The following is a 24,231-nucleotide window of genomic DNA, read 5'->3' as shown; positions in this document are numbered from 1 at the left end:
GATCGGCCCGGGCAGCCCCCGACCGAAAGACTATTTCTTTTTGCCAAATGCCTTGGCAAGGGCTTCGGCCATGGCCGAAGCAGCATTGCTGACCGGTGTGTCCGCACGTTCAACGCGGACTTTTGCTGCACCGGACAAATCATCCAATCCGTCGCCGTCGCGCTTTTGCAAACCGGCATCCGCATCGCCATCCTTTTTGGCCGGCTTGGCATCCGGCTTGTCCTTTTTCGGTGCCTTTGGCTTGGGCGGGTTCACAATGGCCGAGACCTTGCTCATAAAGCCACCGTCATCACCCTTGACCAGCCGCCCGAATTCGGCGGCAACACCGTCCAGAAGCGTCATCAGCCAGCCATCCTGCTCGGCCTTGGAGAAATCCCCAAGAACATGGCCATGCACACGGGATTTGTCCCCGGGATGACCAATGCCAAGACGAACGCGGCGATATTCCTTGCCACAATGGGCGTCAATGGATCGCAAACCGTTATGCCCGCCATGTCCGCCGCCGCGTTTTACGCGCAATTTGCCCGGTGGCAAATCCAGCTCATCATGAAGAACAATAACGTTTTCGACCGGAATTTTATAAAAGCGCAGCACTTCGCCAACGCTTTGCCCCGACAGGTTCATGAAGGTTTCCGGTTTCAGAACCAGAACTTTCTGACCGTTCAATTCACCTTCGGAAATCTGGCCCTGAAACTTTTTGCGCCAGGGACCAAAAGAATAGCGGCGGACGAGTTCGTCCGCCGCCATGAAGCCAATGTTGTGGCGATTGGCGGCATATCCCGATCCCGGGTTTCCCAATCCAACCACCAAAAACATCGTAAGACCTCGATCTTATTCTTCGGTTGCTTCTTCTTCGTCTTCGTCTGATTCGGCATTTTCTTCCGATTTCAGAGCGGACGGAGCAGCAACAGTCGCAACGGTGAAGTCACGGTCGGTGATCGCAAGCTCGACACCTTTCGGCAGGGTAATTGCCGAAATGTGGATCGAGTCACCAACTTCAACGCCAGAAAGGTCGAAGACCAGCTCTTCCGGAATTGCATTCGGAGCGCAGATGACTTCAACATCGTGACGAACAACGTTAAGAACACCACCTTTTTTGATGCCCGGGGATTTCTCTTCGTTTTCGAAGCGAACCGGAACTTCAACGTGGATGGTCTGGCCTTTTGCAAAGCGCAGAAGGTCAACGTGCATGATTTCGTCGGTAACTTTGTCGAACTGAACGTCGCGCGGCAGAACTTCGTATTTCTCTTTGCCGACTTCAACAGTCAGAACATGAGAATAGAAGCCCGGCTTATGCAGAAGTTTCCAAAGCGGACGCGGGTCAATCTGGAACAGAACAGGTTCCTGTTTTGCACCATAAATAACACCAGGGACCATACCGGCACGACGCACGGCACGGGCGGCCCCCTTTCCGGCCCGTTCACGGATTTCCGCAGAGATAACAGTATTTGCCATCGGAAAATCTCCTTGAACTAGTAAAATATTGTCTTCGCAGGTTGGTGAAAATCACCGCTGAAAGCCCACGAAAACAAGCGCGGTGGCCTCCAGGGGTGCCACCGCGGCGAGGGCCTTATACCCTCAATCGAAAAGAACGGAAACAGATTTTTCTTCCGAGATACGGCGAATGGCTTCTGCCATCAGCGGCGCAATCGGAAGCTGTCGGATTTTTGCGCAATCACGCACCGCATCCGAAGCCCGGATGGAATCGGTGGTAACGACTTCGGTCATCGGCGAATTGGCAATACGTTCGACCGCCGGGCCCGACAGGACACCGTGGGAAACATATGCCGCAACCGACGATGCGCCGCGCTCTTTAAGGGCACCGGCTGCATTGCAAAGGGTGCCGGCCGAATCAACGATATCGTCAACCAGGATGCAGGCCGCATCCTTGACGTCACCGATGACGTGCATCACTTCGGAAACGCCGGCCTGCGGGCGACGTTTGTCAATGATCGCAAGTTCGGCATCCAGACGTTTTGCAACGGAACGCGCACGGGCAACACCGCCGACATCCGGGCTGACGATGACCAGTTTCTGGCCTTCGAACTTGTTGCGGATGTCGCTGGTCAGAACCGGCGATGCAAACAGGTTATCAAGCGGAATGTCGAAGAAGCCCTGGATCTGACCGGCGTGGAGGTCCATGGTCAGAACGCGGTCTGCACCGGCAACCGTGATCAGGTTGGCAACAAGCTTTGCCGAAATCGGGGTACGGGGACCCGATTTACGATCCTGACGGGCATAGCCGAAATACGGAATGACAGCCGTGATGCGACGTGCAGACCCACGACGCAGCGCGTCGAGTATCACCAGAAGTTCCATCAGGTTGTCGTTTGCGGGGAAAGAGGTGCTCTGAATGACAAAAACGTCCTCACCGCGGACGTTTTCCTGAATTTCACACCAGATTTCCTCATCGGAGAAACGCTTAACATCTGCACGGGTAAGCGGCAGATTCAGATGGTCAGCAATTGCCTCAGCCAACGGGCGGTTACTGTTACCAGCGAGGATCTTCATAGCGGGGCCTCGGTTAATGGGTGCCGGGAAAGCGAAAAAACAAATTCTATTGCGAATCCGGGTCGGTGCATTCTGCCGGGATGGTTCCCTGCTTGCCTTGTCGCCCAAAAGCCCGGAAACCGGGGAAACCCCGCCCGGATCGACGACATGTTCACGACACTCAAAGACCATATATAGGCAAACCCGCACCTTGGCAGATCGCGGCGGCTTTATAACCAGCCGTTAACAGTCTGTAAATGGGCCCAGTGACAAATCACGACAAGGCAGTCATGCATCAGGCGATCATCCCGGCCCGTCTCCCGGTTCCTGTCCGGTTCTCGCCCGGTTCTCAAACTGCCCTATCGCGACGAAAGTGTCTTTTTATCTGCGCGCAATTGCAATTGCTTGCGCGTGGCAATCTGCCCCAGAACCCCTTCAAGGGTTTCGACCGCGGCCTGTGCCGCAAGTGACGCCACCGCCCCCCAGTATTTATCAAGACTGCCATGGGGCACGACATTGTTCTGGTTCATCTGGCCAAGCTCACTGCCATCGGGTTCCATGATCACCCATTCGATCGAAACCTTGTCGACCGGCGGTTTCTGACCGTTTTCAATCGGGCTGACATCAATGGTCGCAGACAGAATGACACTGTGTTCGCCGATATCCTTGTTATCGACAAGAATGCCCTTTGACTGCAACAAGGCCCCGGCGGACCGCGCAAGGGCGGTGTTCCCGTCACCCGGCGCACCGGCAAAATCGATCAGGGCAATCTTCATGAAGGGTGCCGCCTTGAAGGCCGACCGGTCGCCGGTAATCATAAAGGCAATCTGATCGGCGGACTCGGCCACCAGCCCGTCATAGGTCTTGTGGATCGGGTTTTCCTTGATGCCGTCAAGCTCGCGCACTTTCTCGGCAAACTCCTTGGGCAGGGCAAGATTGCTTTCTTCCGGGCCGTTCGGACTGTCGGCAAACCATTGTTCGGCAGACAATTCACCCTGGGCGCGCGCGGTATCGATCGCAAGCCCGTCCGGGCTCATCAAAACCCAGGTCACATCAAGCTTCGCGCCGTCTTCGACCAGATTGGCCACCACATTGGGACGCAGGATATAATCCCCGCCAATCAGACTGTCGCTATAGGCCGGGATATCCCGATTGCGAAGGGCACGCGCCATCGCCCGCGCCAGATGTGCCGATGCCCCGTCCGGCAAATCATCCCCTGCCTCGACCCGAACCGTTCCGGCATCGCGCAATTCCAGAAGCGACGGATCACCTTCGCGTCCGGCCCCCTCGAACGGGCGGGGCAAATCACCACACGCCGCCAGCGGCGCCAACATCAACATGCAAAGAACAAGGGAACGGAGGATCGATTTCATAACGTCACTTAATATATTCACATCAAAACGCAACCGACCATGGTCACGATGATCATAAAGAAAAACAGCATAATCATATGCGGCATGACGTATCCCCCAGGACCGTTTGCGGCCCTACGCCTCGGTTAACATGATTGCGGAAAGTTGCCGGCCATAATCGGGCTCCTTGCGAAGCGTGGTCCGGCGATAACTGTAAAACAAGTCTTCTTCAGCCAGGGTATCGCGCGCCACCAGTTCGACCGATGCAATACCGGTCGCAATGGTCCGGCGGCGTACATATTCGGGCAGATCGAACATGAAATGCCCGTCGCGCACCGATGGATCGAACAAATCATCACTGCCTTCCGGGCCGCCCAGAATGGTCTCGCGAAACGCGCCATCCACTTCATAGGATTTTCGCGCAATGCACGGGCCAACAGCGGCGGTGATATTTTCGCGCTTCGCACCAAGCTTTTCCATCGCCGCAACCGTGCTGGCCGAAATGCCGCCATATGATCCGCGCCATCCGGAATGGCACGCGCCGATCACGCCCGCAACCCGATCATGAAACAGAACCGGCGTGCAATCGGCGGTCAGAATTCCCAGCATGATACCCGGCCGGTCTGTCACCATCGCATCGGCCTTGGGGGCCTCGTCACGTGAAAGCGGCCGGTCAAGAACCGCAACATCGGTGCCATGAACCTGATACACCGTCGTCAGGTTTTGCGCATCCGTTGCAAAGGCCGATGCCGCGCGGGCCCGGTTTTCGGCCACCCGGTTCTTGTCATCATCTGACCCGAACCCGACATTCAGCCCGCCATGGATGCCATCACTGACCCCGCCCTTGCGGCTCAGGAACCCGTGGCGCACCCCGTCGCTCCCCGAAAGACGTTCGGCTTCAAACCAGATCAGACCGTTTGACGAACGTTCAATACCGTCAGTGATCGGATGGGTCATGGTTTGCGGGCTCCAAGGTTTGAATGGTCGGTATTTATCCTGCGACACCGCTGACGCAAGGTGGCGGCGTGGTCTCGCGACCATACCCGATCAGAACTTTAAAAAGCGTTCCCATCTGATCGGCATCAACAAGTCGCGCCAGCGCCTGGTCAATCGCAACCGCCTGCTGGTCATCGGCACCGGTTTTCAAGAGCTCGGCACGCTGTTCAATGCCCAGCATCCTGAGAAACGTCCCCTGGGTCAGAACCGCACCGGTTCGTGCCCCGGCTTCGTTCATCGCCCGTGCGATGGCGGCAAAATCCACATGCGCCGTCAGATCGGCATCCCCCGGATCACGCAGGACCGGATGATATTCATGCCCCTTCAATGCCTGCAAGGTATCGCCAAAGGCACTGCTTGGATGACCGTAATCAATAAACAGTGCCGCCCCGTGGGTTTCATTCAGACGGCGCGCGACCTGATCGGCGATGGCAATTGCCGGCGCGCAGCTTTCAAAGATGTCACCTTTTTTTGCAGACCCGCGCAAGGTCGCAGGGATCAGCGCATCGGTCACCGGTGTTTCACGCCCGCGTACAAATCCCAGTTCACCACTGTCGGCATCAACACCGACAAGCCGCTCTGCCCAGCCATGATCGCCGCGCTCGAACTGGCGGATCGGCAATGCATCAAAGAATTCATTGCCGATGATGATGGCCGGAACATCCGCACGGACCGGAATATCGTCAAACGCTTCATGCCATGTTGCCGGTATGCCCGATGCCATGATGGCGGTTTGCTGATGGGTACGCAAAACCGGGCTGGTTTCGACAAACCGCACGGTCAGCGCATCCCCAAACCCCGGCACATTGCGCACCGCCCGCAGGGCATCGGCCATCAAGGTGCCGCGCCCCGGTCCCAGTTCGATCAGATCAATCTTGGGCGGACAGCCCATCTGTTGCCAGCTTACCGCCGCCCACAGCCCGATCAGTTCGCCAAACATCTGGCTGACTTCGGGCGCGGTGATAAAGTCACCGGCCCGCCCGAACGGGTCCTGCTTGCGGTAATAACCATATTCCGGATGGGCCAGGGCCTCATTCATGAAATCGGCAATGCTGATCGGCCCGGAAAGCGCGATCCGGCGTTTGATATGATCAAGAAGTGGCGACGGGGTTTCAGGCACCTGGCTCACGCGGCTTCTGCCTCTTTGGGATGCTGGCGGGTTTCAATCGGGGCTGATTTCATCGCATAGACAATACATCCGACACCAACCAGCACCATCGGAACCGACAGAAGCTGCCCCATGGTTGCCCCGCCGGCAAGGAAGCCAAGCTGCGCATCGGGCTGACGGAAGAATTCGACAATGATCCGCGAAATGCCATAGCCGGCAACGAACGTGCCGCCCAGAATACCCGGGCGATGGCGTACAAACGCACTGCGCGACAGAACAAACAGCACAACAAACAGGATCAACCCTTCAAGGGCTGCTTCATAAAGCTGGCTGGGATGGCGCGGTTCGGGTCCGCCATTGGGGAACACAATCCCCCAGGCCACATCGGTTGTGCGTCCAAACAGTTCGCCATTGATGAAATTGGCAATCCGGCCAAAGAACAAACCGATCGGGGTTGCCACCGCGGCGGCATCCAGCACGGCAAGGATCGAAATCCCGCGTTTGCGCGCAAACAGGATGATGGCAACAATCACCCCCATAAAGCCGCCATGGAATGCCATGCCGCCCTGCCAGACCTTCAGGATATTGGCCGGGTTCTCAAGGTAATAATCCAGATTGTAAAACAGGATATAGCCCAACCGGCCACCAAGGATCACACCAAGCGTTGCCCAGAATAGCAAATCATCCACATCGCGTTTGCTCATGATGTTAGGCGTCTTGGTGCAGTAATAAACCACATATTTCCACCCCAGCAGCAACCCGGCAATATAGGCCAGCGCATACCAGCGAATGGCAATCGGGCCGATGGAAATCGCAATCGGGTCTATCGCCGGAAAGGCAAGGCTGAGCATCGGGAAAACTCCGGTTGGCAATCAGTTGTCAAAATGGATGATGTTCGTGTCCCAAAGGATATGGGCAGCATCATGGCAAACCGGCTGACGATATCGTGCGATTTGGCCCTTGCTGCGACACATCCGGCAATTACCGGAACGGGTCCTCGGTCGCGAGATAATCCTGAATATAAAGACGCACCCCTTCTTCAAGCGATGTCATCTCGGCGGCGTAACCGGCCTTGCGCAGCTTGGCCATATTGGCTTCGGTGAAATACTGGTACTTGTCGCGGATGGCTTCAGGCGTCGGGATGTAATTGATCACCGGCTCCTTGCCCATGGCGCTAAACACCGCCAATGCCAGATCCTTGAAGCTGCGCGCCTTGCCGGTCCCGATATTGAACAGATCGCTGACTTCCGGATTGTCATACAGCCACATGATGATATTGACGACATCACCGACCCAGACAAAGTCGCGTAACTGCCCGCCATCCTCGTAATCCGGGTGGTGGGATTTGAAAAGTGTGGCCGTTTCACCGGCTGACAGCTTGTCAAACATCTGCGAGACGACCGACCGCATGCCGCCCTTATGGTACTCGTTCGGGCCATAAACGTTAAAGAATTTAAGCCCTGCCCACTGTTTCGGGCGGAAACCGTTCTGATCAAGAATGCGACGGAACCGGCGGTCGGTCGCATGTTTCGACCAGCCATAGGCATTAAGCGGTGCCAGCTTTGCCAGATCGTCGGCATCAAAGCTGTCATCGAACCCCTGTTTGCCATCGCCATAGGTCGCGGCAGAGGATGCATAGATCAGGCGCGCGGAATGACGCGAACACCATTCCCAAAGCCAGGTCGTCAGTTTCAGGTTGTTGTTCAGGATCTTGTCGGCATCGGTTTCCGTGGTCGCGGAAATCGCGCCCATGTGGAAAATGGCCTCGACATCCCCGGAATGCTTTTCAAGAAATGCCGGCAAATCATCGGGATGAACAATGTCGCGCAGATTGCGTTTGGCGATGTTTTTCCATTTGATACCGTCGCGCAGACGATCGACGACAATAATTTCGGTTTCACCGCGTTCTTCAAGGGCAGCAACAATATTGGAACCGATAAAACCGGCACCACCGGTGACGATAAGCATTGCATTCTCCTGGCGGGCTCAACCCATTAATCAAATTTTCTGGTCACTTTATAGGACCGCCCCTGATCTGGAGCAAGAAAAGCCACTTAAAATCACGATATCGTCAAACTGATAACAAAACCTGCTGCGACTGATCGGATGATCGGCTTGCCCTGTCAGGCCAAACACCCATATTATGCGCAACACTTTGATCCAAAAGCCGGAGACCACAACAATGCAGATCAACAACCGCATTCTCGACGACCTTACCCGTGTGACCAATTCTGCGCTGGGCACGATGACCGGCGTCAAAGGCGAAGTTGATGCCCTTGTCCGTCAGCAGTTTGAAAAAATCCTGATGGGCATGGATATGGTCACCCGCGAAGAATTCGACGTTGTTCACGACGTTGCCATCAAGGCCGCCGAACGCATCGATGCGCTTGAAGCCCGCATTACCGATCTTGAAAAGCGCCTTGAAACTGCGGAATCCGCCGCGGCACCGGCCAGCAAACCGGCGGCAAAACGCACCGCATCAAAATCAGCTGCAAAAAAAGACTCCTAAGCGCGGTTTAATCCCCACATAAAGGGATGCAGACCGTCTTATCAGGATCGCGGAAAGGTCGATCAGACCGATAAAACGGATCAGGGTTGACCCCATTTCCGAAATTCATTGCTGTCCTGCGTCGCGGGACGGTTGAAAGACGGCGGGCACCGGCATATAGTGCGCGCCCTTTCGCACATGCTGATACAGGCTGGGTATATATGAACGACCAAATGGAGGATATTGGCGACCTGGGCGACGAAAATCCGTTGCTTCTTGTCGAAGATATCGCCCGCACGAACCAATGGCATCTGGAACGACGCAGCTCAGACGAGGTGGTGGTCGAAATTCCGGCCCACTGGTGTACCTATCTGGTCTATTTCACCTGGCGCGACGATGCCGAAGCACTGCATATTGCCTGCTGCTTTGATCTGTTTGTGCCAGAACCGCTGCGTCCGCGCATGTATGAACTGGTGACCAAATGCAATGAACAGCTCTGGATCGGGCATTTCGGATTGTGGCTCGAAGAAAACATGCCGCTGTTCCGTCATACCCTGCTGTTTGGTGGCGATGTCCCGCCGATGGTCGAACAGTTCGAAGAACTGATCGATATCGCGATTTCGGAATGCGAACGCTTCTTCCCGGCCTTCAACTTCGTGCTTGGACAAGGCAAGTCACCTGACGAAGCCCTGACCCACGCCATGCTTGAACCGGCCGGACAGGCATAAACCGCCTTTCGCATATGTTTCGCATATGTGCGGCCCAGCCCTTTTTGATCAATGCCGGGCCGCAACAGACCGCCTCCCCTCAAACCGCCAATCTCTTTGCAACCGCGACCGGCATAATCGCCGGTCCGTGCTTGGCGCATGCGAATCTGAAACCTGCCCTCCATGTCCAGTACCGCTTCCTGTCACGGGGCCCGGCCCGAGCACCCCGTCCACGTGATCGCCAACACCACCAACGCCTCCCGGCAAGGTAAGGCGGCGGCGCCAGACAGTTTGCCTCCCCATCCCCCGCCGGTCGCCGCGCCCCGGCCGGATCACAAGGTCCGCGCCCCAACCCCACCGCCCTCGCACGCCACGGCCCGAACCGAACCGCCAGACAGCGCGCATCCCATGTCCGCCTGTCACCGTTGTTGAAGCAGAAGCTGAGCATGAAGCTGCGGCTGAGGTTGAGGTTGAGGTTGAGGTTGAGGTTGAGGCTGAGGCTGAGACTGAGACTGAGGCTGCGGTTGAGGCGGATGCCGGAACCGGGGCCGAGACCGAGGCCGGAGCCGAAACCGGGGTTAAGATCGGAGCATGGATTGACCAACCCGGCACCCGATATGCCCCCACATCCCGACGCCTCAATCGCCGTTATCCTGCCAACCCGGTGCCGGGTCCCCGGTCCCGCGATATCGCTAGTCCCCGACATTCCAACGCCCTGACACTCAATCCGCAGCCAACCCGCGCCCCGAAACCCCGCCGGGATTTGACAGGGGCGTGACGCCATTGCCATTCATCCTTGTTGGCCGTTGATTTTTTTCACCACTTTCCGCGGCCTTGCCTGCGCAACAGATTGCCCGTAATCGCCATGGCAGAACGGGGTCGGGCGAAACAAAATCCGGCAAAGGCCGCACTTGCCAGCCAAACCATCCGCAAAGCGGCTAAAACCTGTTTTTTCAACAGCATCGGGACAAGACCACTTGTCCTTCGCTGCGACTTGACCCACCTTGAGAAGATCGCTACGGCATTGCTTGACGACTGTTGATCGCAACACACTCAACAGAACCCGATGGATAAAGCGGAGCAGATTTCATGAATACGCGTCTTTTACTGGTCGGCTGTGGCAAAATGGGAAGTGCCATGCTTGAAGGCTGGTTGGCCCAGGGGCTCAAGGCCGACAATGTCTATATTGTCGAACAACCCGAAGCAGCCGAGAAACTTGCCACCAGCTATGGCATCAATGGCATCACCGATGTCGCCGATGTTCCGCAGGACTTTATCCCGCAGGTCGTTCTGTTTGCCGTCAAGCCACAGGTCCTTCCCGATGTGATTGACGCCTATAAACCGCTGGTCCGGGCAGAAACCGTGTTCCTGTCGGTTGCCGCGGGCAAGACCATCGAATTTTTCGCACGCCATCTGGGCGAGCTTGCCCGCATCGTGCGCGCCATGCCCAATACCCCGGCGGCGGTTTCGCGCGGCATGACCGTGATGTGCCCGACCGAAAATGTCAGCATCGCCCAGCGCGACATGTGCGAAACCCTGCTGGCCACGGTCGGGCTGGTATCCTGGGTCGAAGATGAAAGCCTGATGGATGCGGTCACCGCCCTTTCGGGCAGCGGTCCGGCCTATATCTTCCATATGGTCGAAGCCATGGCACAGGCTGGCGAAGCAGCCGGCCTTCCGGCAGAACAGGCCATGCTGCTTGCCCGGCAGACCGTGATCGGGGCTGGCTTCCTGCTTGATGCCAGCGAAGAAACCGCTGCCACCCTTCGTCAGAATGTCACAAGTCCGGGCGGCACCACTGCCGCGGCCCTTGATGTTCTGATGGATCAGACAACCGGCCTGCCCGAACTGATGACCCGCGCGGTCGAAGCTGCACGCAAACGGTCGGTCGAACTTGCCGGCTGATTGATAACGACACCCAAAAAGATTGGAGACCGTCATGCCCGCCAAAAAGGATATCCCCAATATCCTGATCGATGCCGCCCTGAAACTGGCAACAGAAAAAAGCTGGCATGACGTCACCATCATCGACATTGCCCAATCCGCGGGCGTGACCATCGCCGATTGCCACGCCCATGTCGGTGGCAAGGCCGATATCCTGCGCCGCTTCATCGCCCGGATCGACCACGAAGTCCTGGCCGATCTTCACGAGGATGACTTTGCCGAACCCGGCCATGACCGGCTGATTGCGGTGATCATGGCGCGGTTTGACGCCCTGGCCGACCATCGTGATGCCTTGCGCTCGATCCTTAAATCACGGGGGGATCTGGGGCCCGCAGACTCGATCCGCGCGATTAAAAGCCATTTCGGATCGATGCGCTGGATGCTTGAAGCTGCCGGTTTTCGGACATCAGGCCTTCAGGGATCCCTTCGGGTTGCCGGCCTTACCGCCATCTATGCCAGAACATTCCGCCACTGGCTTGATGATGACAGCACCGACTTTGCCCCGACCATGGCCTATCTTGATCGGGAATTGTCCAAGGCCGCCAGTTGGGACGGACAGGTTGAAAAAGGTCTGGGCAAGGCGACGGGACTGTGTCGCAAACTGTCTGAAAAATGCCAGCAGATCCGGTCGAAAAAATCATCCCGCCGGGCGGACACACAGCCGACCGATGCCCGTCAATAAGAACAGGCAATCCGTGCCGGATGGCTAAGTTTCTGATCTGACGCAGGAAATCGGACAACCCAACCTATGGGAACATCACGACACAAAACATTAACCTTAAAGTTATTGTGCAGTGCAAAATAATCCTTGACGGATCGGATGCATTCCGGCATATTGCAGTTGAATTTGTGCGGCGCACAATAGCGCCTCATTCCACACCTGTTGCAAATGTTGATGGAGTGCAAAACCATGACCGCCGCAAAAAAGGCAACCAACCCGTTCTTTGACCTCGACTTCACCAAATACACTGCGGATTTCAAAATTCCGGGTGTTGACGTGAACGAAATGATGGCTTTCCAGCGTAAAAACGTGGAAGCCCTCACCAAAGCCAACAAGGTGGCCTTCGACGGGTTCCAGGCTGTCGCTCAGCGTCAGAGCGAAATCTTCAAAACGCTGCTGGATAAAGTACAGACCCAGGGCAAGGATTTCGCTGCTACTACCGCTGACGATCCGATGGCAACGGCTGCCAAGCAGACCGAAGCCGCGAAAGCTGCATACGAAGAAGCACTTTCGAACGCCAAGGAACTCTCTGGTCTGGTAACCAAGTCCCAGGAAGAAGCTCTTTCTCTTCTGCAGGCTCGCTTTACCGAATCCCTTGATGAATTCAAGGCAGCGATCGAAAAGACCGCTGCTGCGAAGTAACAGCTTTTCGCTGAACACTTCCCGTAATCTACTTGATGGCAGGGCCTTTTGGTCCTGCCATTTTTCTTTTGCCGGATATCGCGCCCACCTTAACCGATTGATTTACGGTCAGTGCCTCGACTAAGCTTGCGCAAAACAAGGAGGCCCCACAGTGAGCGAAATCAGTTTTGATGACTTTCTGAAAGTCGATATTCGCGTCGGTACTGTCATCGACGCCCAGGAATTCCCCGAAGCCCGCCGCCCGGCCCTGAAGCTTTGGGTCGATTTCGGCCCGGAAATCGGGACCAAGAAAACATCCGCCCAGATCACCAAATATTACAGCCCGGAAAAACTCATCGGCCGCCAGGTCGCCGGTGTGGTCAATTTCCCGAAAAAGCAGGTCGGCCCGTTCATGTCCGAATTCCTGTGTCTGGGCTTCCCCGACGGCGAAGACGACAAGGGCATCGTTCTGATCCGCCCGGATCAGGATGTCCCCAATGGGGCGCGCCTGTTCTAGGCAATGCTCGCCCGTATGAAAAAGGGACAGGCACGATCATGCCTGTCCCGCTCATTGCCGCGCTGCCTCGCCCGACTAGCGCGCCAATACGACGGATGCTTCCCGCGACCGGCCGATGGTAAGGGCCATTTCCTCTGTCGACTGACCGATGGTTGCAATCGCGTTCTGGGCGGCATCAAGCGATGTCTGAATGCCGTGCATTTCACTGGTCATCTGACCGGTAACATCGCCATGTTTCTCGATCGCCAGCGACACCACCGCCATCCGGTTCAGCATCTCCTTCAGTTCAAGCCGCAATGACGTCAGGATCCGCGAACTTTCGGTGACGCATTCATCAAGATTATCGATCTGTTCTGCCAGTTCGGAATTTTCCCCGGCACCGTCACGCAACCTGTCGACCGCATTTTCAAGCGCGACCGCCGCCACATCGCCTTCGATGACCGTATCGAAAACATGGTCGGAGACCGACCGCAATTCGGTCATGCGTTCCAGCGTTTCACCAACACATCCGACCAGAACACCCGATGCGATATTGCTGGCTTCGAGATGGGCCTGGGCCTGACGGAACATCTGTTCGGCGGTTTCGCATTTGCGATCAACTCCTTCGATATGTTCGTCGACCTCGGCGAAATTGACCTCAAGCGTTGATTTCAAGCCAATCAGCTCGCTGACCTCGTCAGTAATATCCACAGCAAGATTGATGATCTTGATCACCTCGCCATAGACATCAAGCACCGGGCTATAGGTCGCCTCGAACCAGACTTCCCGTCCGTCTTTGCCGAAATATTTGAACTGGCGAATTTTTGACTCGCCATTGGCAAGCGACCGCCAGAACGCCTGATAGGCCGAACTTTTGGCATATTCCTCGCCAACGAACATGCTGTGATGCTGTCCGACCACTTCAGAAAGATCATAGCCCATCGCCGCCAGAAAATGCCGGTTGGCATTCAGGATGATGCCATTGGCGTCAAATTTGACGATGGCGTGGCTGTGGCGGATTGCACCGACCTTGCCTTGCAGATCGGCAACCATTTCATGGCGTTCCGTGACATTCACCCCGAACCGCACAATCTTGACCAGTTCGCCATCGCTGTTGCGCACCGGGGCATAGGTTTCCTCGACCCAGATACGGTCCCCGGATTTCGTGATGCACGGTACTTCGACCTGTTTGCGCTTGCCCGCCCGCAAATCCGCCCAGCACATTTCGTAATCCGGGCCATTAAGCATTTCTTCGGGCAGGAACATCGAATGATGCTGTCCGACAACCTCGTCCTCTTCATAGCCGGTCAGCTTCATGAAGCTCTCATTGACGTTCAGCACTGTGCCATCCAGATCAAACTCCACCACAGCGAATGATGCATCTATCGCAGCGATCAGCTCGTCCGAGACATCGATATTTTCGCGAATAATGGAAATGATTGAATTCATGGCCGGATCTCCTGAGAAGCAACTTTATGCGCCGTTGCAAATATTCGTTGCGGCGAATATAGCGCCCAGCCCCCTATCCAGACATCCTCATTTGAGGAGTAAACTACATACCTATGGATAGGATTTTGAACCTCATCCAAAAAGGAAAGGGCCATGACAGTTTCCCGTCATGACCCCTTTCAGATCGATGGTCCCTGGCAACATTGCCAAAGCCGATATGCCCGTTAGCGCGCCAGAACCAGGGCCGCTTCGCGGGTCCGTCCGACATTGCTTTGTACTGCGGACGATGCATCGCGGATGAAATTGACGCTGCTTGAAAACTGCTCGACCGATGTTGCCATGCTTTGCATGCTGCTTGACACCTGCTGGGTCACGGCACTTTGCTCCTCAACAGCTGACGAAATGGTGGTCACATTGTTCAACACACCTTCGACTTCGTTGCGGATTGCACCAAGCACGTCGGATACTTCGACCGAAATGCTCTGCACCCCTTCGATCTCGCTTGTGATCTGTTCGGTTGCCTTGGCGACCTGATTGGCAAGGCTTTTGACCTCGTTGGCGACAACGGCAAAACCTTTGCCGGCTTCACCAGCGCGGGCCGATTCAATCGTCGCATTCAGCGCAAGCAGGTTAATCTGACCTGCAATGTCCTGGATCACATCGATGATGCTGCCCATGGCGGCGACCACTTCGTTCATTTTTTCGGTCGATGCACCAGCAGCAATCGATTTCTCGAACACCTGATCGGTGGTTGCGCGGGCTTCTGCCATGCTGCGCGAGATTTCCGAAATCGATGCGGCAAGCTGTTCGGCACCGGCAGCAACAGTCTGGACGTTGGCCGATGTTTTTTCGCAGGACGAATAGGCATCGCTGGAACGCTGATCAAGGTCGCTCAGACTGCGATCGATTTCGCCGAAATTGTTGTCGATCATCTTTTTAAGATCGGTCAGAAGCGTGATCTGATCGGTAATATCAATGGCGTATTTGACCACCTTGTAAGGCACGCCATTGGCGTCAAAGATCGGGTTATAGGATGCCTCGATCCAGATTTCCTTGCCACCCTTGGCAAACCGCTTGAATTGCTGCGAACAGAAATTGCCCTTGGCCAGTTCGCGCCAGAAATCGACATATTCCTGGCTCTTGGCATAATCACGGTCGACAAAAAGACGATGATGCTTGCCGACAATTTCCGACAGTTGATAACCCATAACCGACAGGAAATTGTCATTGGCATCAAGGATCGTACCGTTCAGATCGAACTCGATGACAGCCTGACTGCGGTTGATGGCATTTACCTTGCCTTCAAAGCTCGCCAACATTTCCTGACGCTTGGTGATGTCGGACGCAAATTTGACGATCTTGACGACCTTGCCCTTGCGATCGCGCACCGGGTTATAGGTGGCCTCGATCCAGACCTGGCGACCTGATTTGGTGATTCGCGGGAATGCGGCACTTTTGAACGACCCCGCCCGCAGATCGGACCAAAAGGTCTCGTAATCCGGGCTCTTGCGGATGTCTTCGGGCACAAAGATCGCGTGCGGTTTGCCGACGATCTCGGATAGTTCGTATTCCATGACCGACAGGAAGTTCTTGTTTGCGCGCAAAACCTTGCCCTGCAAATCGAACTCGATAACCGCCAGCGATTGTTCCAGTGCATCAAGCGTTCTTGCAGCGGCGTGGGCGTCACCACGCTTGAATAAGTCGAAAAGTCCCATGTGATGTCCTCTCACTCAGCATCAGGAAAACGACTTAGCCATAACCAGCCCGATGCATTAGGATAGGATACTATACAAAAGAACTAAGTAAACCTATCCTCATATGAGGAGGATCACTGCAACCTATCAGGGAATCTGAAACCGGGCATAAAAAATGGCGGCATATCAAACGACATACCGCCATCATCCGCCCGCAAAAGGCAGCTTATTTTTCGACGAAGGCCTTCTCGATCACAAAGTGACCGGGTTCGTTCATGTTGCCTTCCTTGCCGCCCCACTCGACCAGCATCTGGCGGGTGTCGGCAATCATTTCCGGGTTGCCACACAGCATGAAGCGGTCATTTTCAAGGCTCGGCTTGGGCAGGCCAAGGTCGTCATACAGCTTACCGGACTTCATCAGTTCGGTGATGCGGCCCTGGTTTTTGAATTCCTCGCGGGTCACGGTCGGATAGTACAGAAGCTTGTTCTGGACATCTTCGCCAAAGAACTCGTTATTGGGTAGTTCGCTGTGAATGAATTCCTGATAGGCCAGTTCACGTACCTCGCGGCAGCCATGAACAAGGATGACCTTTTCATAGCGCTCATAGGTTTCATAATCGCGAATGACGCTCATGAACGGTGCCAGACCGGTACCGGTCGACAGCAGCCACAGATTCTTGCCCGGAAGCAGGTTGTCATGAATAAGCGTACCGGTCGGCTTGCGCCCGACCAGAATCTTGTCCCCAACCTTGATGTGCTGCAAACGCGATGTCAGCGGGCCGTTCGGCACCTTGATCGAAAAGAATTCAAGCTCTTCGTCATAATTTGCACTGACCATCGAATAGGCGCGCAGAAGCGGCTTGCCTTCGACTTCGAGTCCGATCATAGCGAACTGACCATTGATGAATCGGAAGCCCGGATCGCGGGTGGTTTTGAACGTGAAGAGTGTGTCAGTCCAGTGATGGACGTAAGTGACTGTTTCTTCGTTAAAATTGCTGGCCATAACGCTACATCAATCCGTTTCGTCTGTCTGTTTGTGGAACCGTGGCGGGAAACACGGAGTTTTATCCCGGCACGCATTCCATGCCAAGTTGGCGCGATTTAACATCAATCAAACGTATATCGCAAGGAAACAATCCGTATTTCTTGTCATTTTGTGTAAATTACATAAAACAATACAAATTAAGTGTAGAATATTGTCTGACAATCAGGCACAGTATGCAGACTGAACCCGCTTGGCAAGATATTCTGCAGGCTTGATATACCCTGCCTTGCGGCGACACAATGATACATCTCAATGCGGTGATATATGACGCAATCCGTTGCCGAAAACTCCGACCCGCTGACTGTTCAGCAAATCGCGGATGCGATTACCAGCGCCATCCGCGAAGGACGTCTGGTGCCCGGACAACGGCTGACGGAAATCGATTTTGCCAAAAAGCTCAATGTCAGCCGCCCCTCGGTACGCGAAGCCTTCCGTCAGCTCAGCTCGGATGGCCTGTTGCTGTCCCAGCCCTATCGCGGGGTCAGTGTTCGCCACATGACAAGGCGCGAGGTTGATGACCTTTTCACCGTGCGCGGCGCGCTTGAAGGATTGGCTGTCCGTCTGGCGACCCCGGTCCTTGCATCGGCGATCACACCGCTTGAAACCATCCAGACCGCGCTTGATGCGGCCGAAGCATCGCGTGACCTCAATGCCATGTCGCGCCATAACCTTGCCTTTCACATGCTGTTTGCCGATGTCAGCAGGAATGAATTGCTCCGTGAACAGCTCCGCCGGATCGCCAACAATGTCTATTGGCTGCAATTTCGGGTTCTGGTTGCCGATGAAAAGGTCCTGGCAACCAATGCCGCCCACCGCCAGTTGCTCGAAGCCGTAAGGGCCAATGACGCCAAACAGGCCGAAGCCATCATGATCGACCACATCGACCAATCCAGACAGCTGGTCCAGGCCCTGTCAGATGACCATTTCGCCGCCCCGGCGTCCGACTGACTTCCGCGCGGCATTAAAAAAACCAGCCTCCAATGTTTCACCCGCCCCCTGCACTGACAACAGAACGGGTGCGGCTCTCGCATCACATAGCATCCCCTTCCCGACACGACACGACACGGCACGGCACGGCACGGCAAGGCAAGGCAAGGCAAGGCATGGCATGGCATGGCATGGCATGCCATATTTTATCGCTTGCTGGCTCTGACCATCACATTTACGATTGTCTGACAATTTAAACTAACAACATTTCAGGAAGCGTCATGTCTGCCGCCAAGAAACTCACTACCGAATTTGTGCCGATCCCCCTGCCCGACTATCGGGAATATGACATTGCCGACATGCGGGCCCGTGCGCAGGCCTTTTATGACGACATCAAAACGCGCCATACCGTGCGCGATTTTTCCGACCGCCCGGTGCCGCGCGACATTATTGAAACCTGCATTCGCGCCGCTGGTACCGCACCGAATGGCGCCAATCATCAGCCATGGCATTTCTCGGTAATCGGCGATCCGGCGATGAAAACGCAAATCCGTCTTGCTGCCGAGGAAGAAGAACGCGCCTTTTACGAAGGTCGCGCTGGCGAAGAATGGCTTGATGCCCTCAAACCGCTGGGAACCGATGACAGCAAACCGTTCCTTGAAACCGCACCCTGGCTGATTTGCATCTTTGGCGAACGCAAAAGCACCTCTGCCGATGGCAAGTTGCGCAAGAACTATTACGTGCCGGAATCGGTATCGATCGCCACGGGTTTTCTGATTGCCGCCCTGCATCGTGCCGGTCTTGCCACTCTGACCCACACGCCAAACCCGATGAGCTTCCTGACCGAAATCTGTGGCCGGCCCGATCACAACAAACCCTATATCCTGCTTGTCACCGGCTATCCCGCGTCCGACGCCACCATCCCGGCCCACGCGACCGAGAAAAAGGACCTGTCGGAAATCGCGACTTTCTTTTAAGCGCGCCGTTCCCGGTGATTGCACCATCTGCCGCATGCCTGAAACCGGCATGGATCTGGCAACAAAAAAGCCCCGCGATCTGGCGGGGCTTTTGCTTTGCTATTGCGCGATCAATTGCCGATCGGCAGCACCAGACGCACGCGAAGGCCACCGCCCGGCGCATCTTCAAGATACACATCGCCGCCATGACCGCGCGCGGAATCACGTGCGATGGTCATGCCAAGCCCGACCCCGCCGGTGGCCTGATTGCGCGATTCCTCAAGCCGGTAAAACGGTTTGAAGACTTCTTCGCGCTTTTCGGCCGGGATGCCCGGCCCGTCATCATCAAACACGATCTCATAATCCTGACCACGGCGACCGGCCCGGACCGACAGATTGTTGGCATAACGCCCGGCATTGGACATGATATTGGAAATGCAGCGGCGCAGGGATTGCGGTCGCACATCCATTTCCAGACTGTCCTCGATATGAAGATCGATCTGCTGCCCGTCGCGAAGCGCCTCGCCAACCTGATCGGTCAGAAGCTTGCCGATATCGGTTGTCTCGGCTTTTTCGCCTTCTTCGCCGCGCGCGAATGCCAGATAGGCATCAACCATGCGCTCCATATCGATCACATCCTGTTTCAGGGCATCGACACCGGGCGATGATTGCTGCATGGCAAGTTCAAGCTTCATGCGGGTCAATGGTGTCCGCAAGTCATGCGACACCCCGGCCAGAAGTGCGGTTCTTTGCGACAGATGGCGGGCAATGCGGTCACGCATCGACATAAACGACGTTGCCGCCATCCGGACTTCGGCTGCCCCTTCGGGTTTGAAATCGCCAACCTCGACCCCGCGGCCGAACTGATCGGCGGCCTTGGCCAGACGGCGGATCGGCCGCACCTGATTGCGCATGAAGATCACGGCAACCCCATACAGGATCAGTGCAGAACCGGCGATCCACATAAAGAAGATATAGGTCGTCGAACTGTAAAGCCGTTTGCGCGGCGCGACGATCGACAGGACACCTTCCTTGAACTGCACCCGGATTTCCAGGCGGCGGTTATCCAGATCAAGATTGAAATAGAATGGCCGCTGCACCCGTTCGCTCAGCGCGACGAACAGTTCCTCCGACACCAGTCCAAGCGGGGGATCGAGTGTTTGCTCACCCAGAATTTCGTTGGGTTCGAAAACGATATCAAGCTGCATATGCGCGCGCGCGGAATGCTGCAGGGAACGATAATGATCCTCGTCGGGATATTCGTTCAGATAGTCAATGACATAGGCAACATCGCCTGCAAGCCCGCGGCTCAGCTGGCGAGCAACCGTATCCCAGTGACGTTCGAAAAAGATCAGAACGGTGACGATTTGCAGCAACAGCATCGGCGTCATCAGAATCAGCAACGACCGCCCCAAAAGGCCCGTCGGCATCAATGACTTGATCGGGCTTTTTTGTTCACTACCCACAGTGCAATTCCCTGTTCATTTCATCACCACCGTCTCGGTCTCGGATCTTGTTCAATCGGCATAAAGGACATAGCCCCGACCACGTACTGTCTGCAAGTATCTTGGTTGTTTCGGGTCTTCTTCGAATTTGCGACGAAGACGGGTCACCTGCACATCAATACTGCGCGACGCCGCCGGATCAACGGCATTGCCGCTGATCATTTCATGAAGTTGTTCGCGTGACGTGGTTTGTCCACGCCGCTTGATCAGGGCGGCCAGCAACGCCTGCTCGGCGGTTGTCAGATAGACATGCTCGCCCTCGCATTGCAGCGTCATTTTACCAAGATCAAAGCTGAAGCGACCAAAACATACAATATCGGATCGGGCAATCTCTGTGGTCGGTTCGACCGGTTCGGGCTGTTCCCCGTAACGGCGCAGGATCGCCTCGATCCGCAGAACCAGTTCGCGCGGCTCGAACGGTTTGGCCAGATAGTCATCAACTCCGGCTTCAAGCCCGGCAATCCGGTCCTCGGTTTCCGACAGGGCGGTCAGCAAAAGGATCGGTACTTTCGATCCTGATTCGCGCAGGCTGCGCGCAAGATCAACACCCTTTTCACCGGGCATCAGGACATCAAGAACGATCAGATCAAATTGCAACCCGGCCAGGCTTGCCCGTGCATGGGCCGCATCCCGCGCAGCCGAGACAGAAAACCCGTTTTCACCAAGATAGCGGGTCAGCAAATCACGCAGGCGGTCATCATCATCGACCACCAGAATATGTGGCTGATCAGCACCAGTCATTGCAGGCCCCCAACGATCGAGATCAATCTCATTCAATGCCCAGTAACTTGGCGATAAAGTGTTTCAAAAGCGTAAGGATCAAGGCGCCAAGACCATGGAACCATGCAATAAAGTGCCCCGCGCCACTGACGCAAGACACTTTATATATCAATATATGGCGTAATTGAGTTTTCCGGATCAAACATCGGCGCAACGCCCCGCCATCCCGACGCGATCCCCACCCACGACGCAGCTATAATCCGACCGTGATACGGCTGGGACGCGGCTACGATACGGCCATAATTGGGATGCGGTCACAATGACGGGCCATACCACCGGGGCGTTTCCACCGCCATCAGACCCGACACAAGCCCCCAACATCCACCACAGGGCATCCGCCTTAGGGCCCCGCGATCAGAACCATCAGGATCAAACATGGGCCACCGGAACTTGCACGCCGCAAGCAGCGGCTTTTTAACCGGCGCGTTTTTACCCGGCGCGCTGGCGCAATCCGGTCGGGCCATCGTCGCCGAACCGCTTGCGGTCTTCCTCGCCCAGCATGCCAAGCATCACCTTGCGGAACCCTTCGACCGATTCTGCCCCTGCCTCGCGATAGGCCGCGGCAATCAGGGCGCGCTGCTTTTCGGTCAGTTCGCGTTCAAGCGCCTCCCCCTTTTCGGTCAGGGTCAGCAAACGCTGTCTGCGGTCCTGCAATCCGGTGCGCTGTTCGATGAACCCTTCGCGCACCAGTTGGCCCAGCACGCGTGACAGCGACTGTTTGGTGATTTTCAGAATCGACAACAGATCACTGACAGTAATTCCGGGATTGCGGCTGACAAAATAAATGACCCGGTGATGGGCGCGCCCGAAATTATATTGCTCAAGCATCTGGTCCGCGACCGCGGTGAAATCGCGATAGGCATAGAACAGCAATTCGATGCCCTGCCTAAGCTCTTCTTCCCGCAGGAAAAGCGGATTGACTTTACGTGTAGAGATATCTGCCATGCTTATCCGTTAAGTCAGTTTTATTGACATATTAATCTATGAATGTTACTTCGACCAGACAAATAAGGACATAAAGTTACGTCCAGGAACGATTTTGAATTGGAATTTGGCAAATGACGACTCCAACCTTCGATAACCGTGATGGTTTTATCTGGTATAATGGTGAACTAAAACCTTGGCGTGAAAGCACTTTGCACGTGCTGAGCCACGCTGTCCATTATGGCAGTGCGGTTTTTGAAGGTGAACGTTGCTACAATGGCAAGGTCTTCAAGCTGGCTGAACATGGCGAACGCCTGATCAAGTCCGGTGAAATCCTGGATATGAAGATCCCCTATGGCGCCAAGGAACTTGATGATGCGGTCATCGAAACCCTTGCTGCCAACAACATTACCGAAGGCTATATCCGTCGTATTGCCTGGCGTGGCAGTGAAATGATGGGCGTTTCCGCGCAGTCGACCCGCATCAATGTGGCGATTGCCTGCTGGGAATGGCCGAGCTATTTCGCACCGGAAGAACGTCTTAAGGGCATCCGCCTTGACCTGTCGAAATGGGCCCGTCCGGCACCGAACACCGCGCCGACCAACGCCAAGGCAGCCGGTCTTTACATGATCTGCACCCTGTCCAAGCACGAGGCAGAGCGCAAGGGTTATGCCGATGCCCTGCTGCTTGATTACCGTGGTCATGTCGCCGAGGCGACCGGTGCGAACGTCTTCTTTGTCAAGGATGGCAAAATCCATACCCCGACCCCGGATTGCTTCCTGGATGGCATCACCCGCCGTACCGTGATCGGCCTTGCCAAAGCGCGCGGTTATGAAGTCATTGAACGGACCATCATGCCCGAAGAAATGGCAGATTTCGAAGAATGCTTCCTGACCGGCACCGCGGCCGAAGTCACCCCGGTTGCCGAAATCGGCCAGTACAAATTCACCCCGGCCACCGTCTGCAAGACGCTGATGGAAGATTACATGGCGCTGGTCCGTGGCGAAAAAGCTGCTGTCGCTGCCGAATAAGTCTGCATTTAATAATCGCACCGATTATTAAATTTTGCCAAATAATCAACCCGGTCCTGATGGGCCGGGTTTTTTATTGCCTGCCACCAAACCGCATGGCTAAGTCGCATTCAAGCACGCAGCCCCCAGCCAAGGCCGAAATCGATGCCCCAAAAGTCTGATGATTTAAAACCCGACCACCAGCTTCTGTATCAGACCCACTCGCCCTTTGCCCGCAAGGTACTGGTCTTTGCCATCGAGGCGGGCCTGCAAAACCGGCTTGAGGTTATCCATCACGAAACCAGCCCGACCAATCGCAATGACGCGATCTTTGCCGCCAATCCGCTGGGTAAGGTGCCGGTGCTGATCCTGCCAGATGGCATGACGCTTTATGATTCACTGGTGATTTGTGACTATCTCGACCGGCTGCATGGCGGGCGCAAGCTGATCCCCCACAAGATGCCAAAACGGCTGCATGCCTTGCGTTTGCATGCCCTGGCACAGGGCATGTGCGATGCCGGGGTGCTGTATCGCTGGGAAACCGCGCGCCGCCCGGAACCTTTACGCTATCCGCCTCTGGCCGACGGACAGAAAGCCAAACTGATCGAAACCTTCGACTATCTCGAAGCAAATCTTGATCCCCAACATCCGATCACCATCGGCCATATCGCTCTTGCCACCGGCCTTGACTGGATCGCCTTTCGCGATCTGGTCGATTTCAAAACCGGCCGCCCGACCCTGAGCAAATGGTATGAGGATTTCCGTACCCGCCCATCCATGACCCGAACCACCTTTAGCGGCCATACCCACGATTAGGCGTAAGAACCTGTAATCAATTGGCAAATCAGGATTTTAATTCCTCATACAATATAGCTTCTCCCTAGCGCGGCTGCCGTCGCACAAGCCCCCTGCATTCAGCACGCGTAAACGAGGCATTCCGTCCTGGCCCTGGCTGGCAGGAGGCATGAGGCAAGAGCCACAGAAAGAAGGAAAGGCACGCCGCCCCCCCCCAGCGCGG

The 24,231-nt window shown here is 55.6% G+C and carries 24 protein-coding genes; 10 read left to right on the top strand and 14 right to left on the bottom strand.

From position 1 onward, the window contains the following. Window positions 1-30: 30 nt before the first annotated feature. The 8 genes from pth to rfaD all read right to left on the bottom strand — a co-directional run bounded on the left by pth (window position 31) and on the right by rfaD (window position 7,914). Window positions 31-816, bottom strand: a complete 786-nt coding sequence (pth, locus tag WA429_RS03940) for an aminoacyl-tRNA hydrolase (RefSeq protein ID WP_068518866.1) — start codon at window positions 814-816, stop codon at window positions 31-33. 15 nt (window positions 817-831) lie between these two features. After that, window positions 832-1,455, bottom strand: a complete 624-nt coding sequence (locus WA429_RS03935) for a 50S ribosomal protein L25/general stress protein Ctc (RefSeq protein ID WP_068518867.1) — start codon at window positions 1,453-1,455, stop codon at window positions 832-834. Between the two features lie 123 nt (window positions 1,456-1,578). Beyond that, on the bottom strand, window positions 1,579-2,511 hold the full coding sequence (locus tag WA429_RS03930; RefSeq protein ID WP_068518868.1) for a ribose-phosphate pyrophosphokinase: 933 nt from the start codon (window positions 2,509-2,511) through the stop codon (window positions 1,579-1,581). Between the two features lie 338 nt (window positions 2,512-2,849). Continuing rightward, window positions 2,850-3,863: a hypothetical protein gene (locus WA429_RS03925; protein ID WP_287466819.1), complete on the bottom strand. Its 1,014-nt coding sequence runs from the start codon at window positions 3,861-3,863 to the stop codon at window positions 2,850-2,852. Window positions 3,864-3,977: 114 nt separating this feature from the next. Further along, entirely contained in the window at window positions 3,978-4,799 is an 822-nt protein-coding gene (pgeF, locus tag WA429_RS03920) for a peptidoglycan editing factor PgeF (protein WP_287466818.1), read from the bottom strand. Between the two features lie 34 nt (window positions 4,800-4,833). Then, complete coding sequence (locus WA429_RS03915) at window positions 4,834-5,967, bottom strand: class I SAM-dependent methyltransferase (RefSeq protein WP_250282071.1); 1,134 nt, start codon at window positions 5,965-5,967, stop codon at window positions 4,834-4,836. Continuing rightward, complete coding sequence (gene lgt / locus WA429_RS03910; protein WP_068518870.1) at window positions 5,964-6,797, bottom strand: prolipoprotein diacylglyceryl transferase; 834 nt, start codon at window positions 6,795-6,797, stop codon at window positions 5,964-5,966. The genes WA429_RS03915 and lgt overlap by 4 nt, the downstream gene beginning before the upstream one ends. Before the next feature lie 130 nt (window positions 6,798-6,927). Next, window positions 6,928-7,914, bottom strand: coding sequence for an ADP-glyceromanno-heptose 6-epimerase (gene rfaD / locus WA429_RS03905; protein ID WP_287466817.1), 987 nt, complete (start codon window positions 7,912-7,914; stop codon window positions 6,928-6,930). Between the two features lie 214 nt (window positions 7,915-8,128). Here rfaD and WA429_RS03900 point away from each other — a divergent pair, with 214 nt between their 5' ends. The 6 genes from WA429_RS03900 (at window position 8,129) to WA429_RS03875 (ending at window position 12,944) form a co-directional block, all read left to right on the top strand. Then, window positions 8,129-8,455, top strand: coding sequence for an accessory factor UbiK family protein (locus WA429_RS03900; RefSeq protein WP_287466816.1), 327 nt, complete (start codon window positions 8,129-8,131; stop codon window positions 8,453-8,455). Between the two features lie 200 nt (window positions 8,456-8,655). Continuing rightward, window positions 8,656-9,162 carry a YbjN domain-containing protein gene (locus tag WA429_RS03895; RefSeq protein WP_170310086.1) on the top strand — a complete coding sequence of 169 codons (507 nt, stop codon included), beginning with the start codon at window positions 8,656-8,658 and terminating at the stop codon, window positions 9,160-9,162. A 1,068-nt stretch (window positions 9,163-10,230) separates the two neighbouring features. Beyond that, window positions 10,231-11,046, top strand: a complete 816-nt coding sequence (gene proC, locus WA429_RS03890; protein WP_114114408.1) for a pyrroline-5-carboxylate reductase — start codon at window positions 10,231-10,233, stop codon at window positions 11,044-11,046. Window positions 11,047-11,080: 34 nt separating this feature from the next. Beyond that, the gene (locus WA429_RS03885) at window positions 11,081-11,767 is read left to right on the top strand and encodes a TetR family transcriptional regulator (RefSeq protein WP_287466815.1); all 687 of its coding nucleotides are present in this window, start codon (window positions 11,081-11,083) and stop codon (window positions 11,765-11,767) included. Window positions 11,768-11,995: 228 nt separating this feature from the next. Beyond that, complete coding sequence (locus WA429_RS03880) at window positions 11,996-12,448, top strand: phasin family protein (RefSeq protein WP_068518337.1); 453 nt, start codon at window positions 11,996-11,998, stop codon at window positions 12,446-12,448. A 151-nt stretch (window positions 12,449-12,599) separates the two neighbouring features. Next, on the top strand, window positions 12,600-12,944 hold the full coding sequence (locus WA429_RS03875) for a tRNA-binding protein (RefSeq protein WP_068518310.1): 345 nt from the start codon (window positions 12,600-12,602) through the stop codon (window positions 12,942-12,944). Between the two features lie 75 nt (window positions 12,945-13,019). On the opposite strand, the gene WA429_RS03870 is transcribed toward WA429_RS03875, so the two are convergent. The 3 genes from WA429_RS03870 to WA429_RS03860 form a co-directional block, all read right to left on the bottom strand. After that, on the bottom strand, window positions 13,020-14,372 hold the full coding sequence (locus WA429_RS03870) for a PAS domain-containing protein (RefSeq protein WP_287466814.1): 1,353 nt from the start codon (window positions 14,370-14,372) through the stop codon (window positions 13,020-13,022). 224 nt (window positions 14,373-14,596) lie between these two features. Continuing rightward, entirely contained in the window at window positions 14,597-16,087 is a 1,491-nt protein-coding gene (locus tag WA429_RS03865) for a methyl-accepting chemotaxis protein (protein WP_101245589.1), read from the bottom strand. A 205-nt stretch (window positions 16,088-16,292) separates the two neighbouring features. Further along, a complete protein-coding gene (locus WA429_RS03860; RefSeq protein WP_068518313.1) occupies window positions 16,293-17,069 on the bottom strand; it encodes a ferredoxin--NADP reductase in 777 nt (258 codons plus the stop codon). A 306-nt stretch (window positions 17,070-17,375) separates the two neighbouring features. Here WA429_RS03860 and WA429_RS03855 point away from each other — a divergent pair, with 306 nt between their 5' ends. Both WA429_RS03855 and WA429_RS03850 read left to right on the top strand, forming a co-directional pair. Continuing rightward, window positions 17,376-18,059 (top strand): GntR family transcriptional regulator, encoded by a 684-nt coding sequence (locus tag WA429_RS03855; protein WP_068518314.1) that lies wholly within the window; start codon window positions 17,376-17,378, stop codon window positions 18,057-18,059. Between the two features lie 260 nt (window positions 18,060-18,319). Further along, window positions 18,320-19,015 carry a nitroreductase family protein gene (locus WA429_RS03850; RefSeq protein WP_206926870.1) on the top strand — a complete coding sequence of 232 codons (696 nt, stop codon included), beginning with the start codon at window positions 18,320-18,322 and terminating at the stop codon, window positions 19,013-19,015. 110 nt (window positions 19,016-19,125) lie between these two features. Here WA429_RS03850 and WA429_RS03845 read toward each other — a convergent pair whose 3' ends face one another. The 3 genes from WA429_RS03845 to WA429_RS03835 all read right to left on the bottom strand — a co-directional run bounded on the left by WA429_RS03845 (window position 19,126) and on the right by WA429_RS03835 (window position 22,224). Continuing rightward, on the bottom strand, window positions 19,126-20,460 hold the full coding sequence (locus WA429_RS03845) for an ATP-binding protein (RefSeq protein WP_231856699.1): 1,335 nt from the start codon (window positions 20,458-20,460) through the stop codon (window positions 19,126-19,128). 51 nt (window positions 20,461-20,511) lie between these two features. Further along, window positions 20,512-21,240: a response regulator gene (locus tag WA429_RS03840; RefSeq protein WP_286889532.1), complete on the bottom strand. Its 729-nt coding sequence runs from the start codon at window positions 21,238-21,240 to the stop codon at window positions 20,512-20,514. A gap of 468 nt (window positions 21,241-21,708) precedes the next feature. After that, on the bottom strand, window positions 21,709-22,224 hold the full coding sequence (locus tag WA429_RS03835; RefSeq protein WP_068518317.1) for a MarR family winged helix-turn-helix transcriptional regulator: 516 nt from the start codon (window positions 22,222-22,224) through the stop codon (window positions 21,709-21,711). A gap of 113 nt (window positions 22,225-22,337) precedes the next feature. On the opposite strand from WA429_RS03835, the gene WA429_RS03830 reads away from it, so the two are divergent. Together WA429_RS03830 and WA429_RS03825 are read left to right on the top strand one after the other, a co-directional pair. Continuing rightward, window positions 22,338-23,234: a branched-chain amino acid aminotransferase gene (locus tag WA429_RS03830; protein WP_068518318.1), complete on the top strand. Its 897-nt coding sequence runs from the start codon at window positions 22,338-22,340 to the stop codon at window positions 23,232-23,234. Between the two features lie 144 nt (window positions 23,235-23,378). Next, window positions 23,379-24,029, top strand: a complete 651-nt coding sequence (locus tag WA429_RS03825; RefSeq protein WP_287466811.1) for a glutathione S-transferase family protein — start codon at window positions 23,379-23,381, stop codon at window positions 24,027-24,029. Window positions 24,030-24,231 lie beyond the last annotated feature (202 nt).

The organism is Thalassospira sp. CH_XMU1420-2, from assembly GCF_037029325.1.
In the GTDB taxonomy this organism is placed as follows: domain Bacteria; phylum Pseudomonadota; class Alphaproteobacteria; order Rhodospirillales; family Thalassospiraceae; genus Thalassospira; species Thalassospira povalilytica.
The sequence above is the reverse complement of the archived record's forward strand: the minus strand, read 5'-3'. Positions and strand labels throughout refer to the sequence as shown.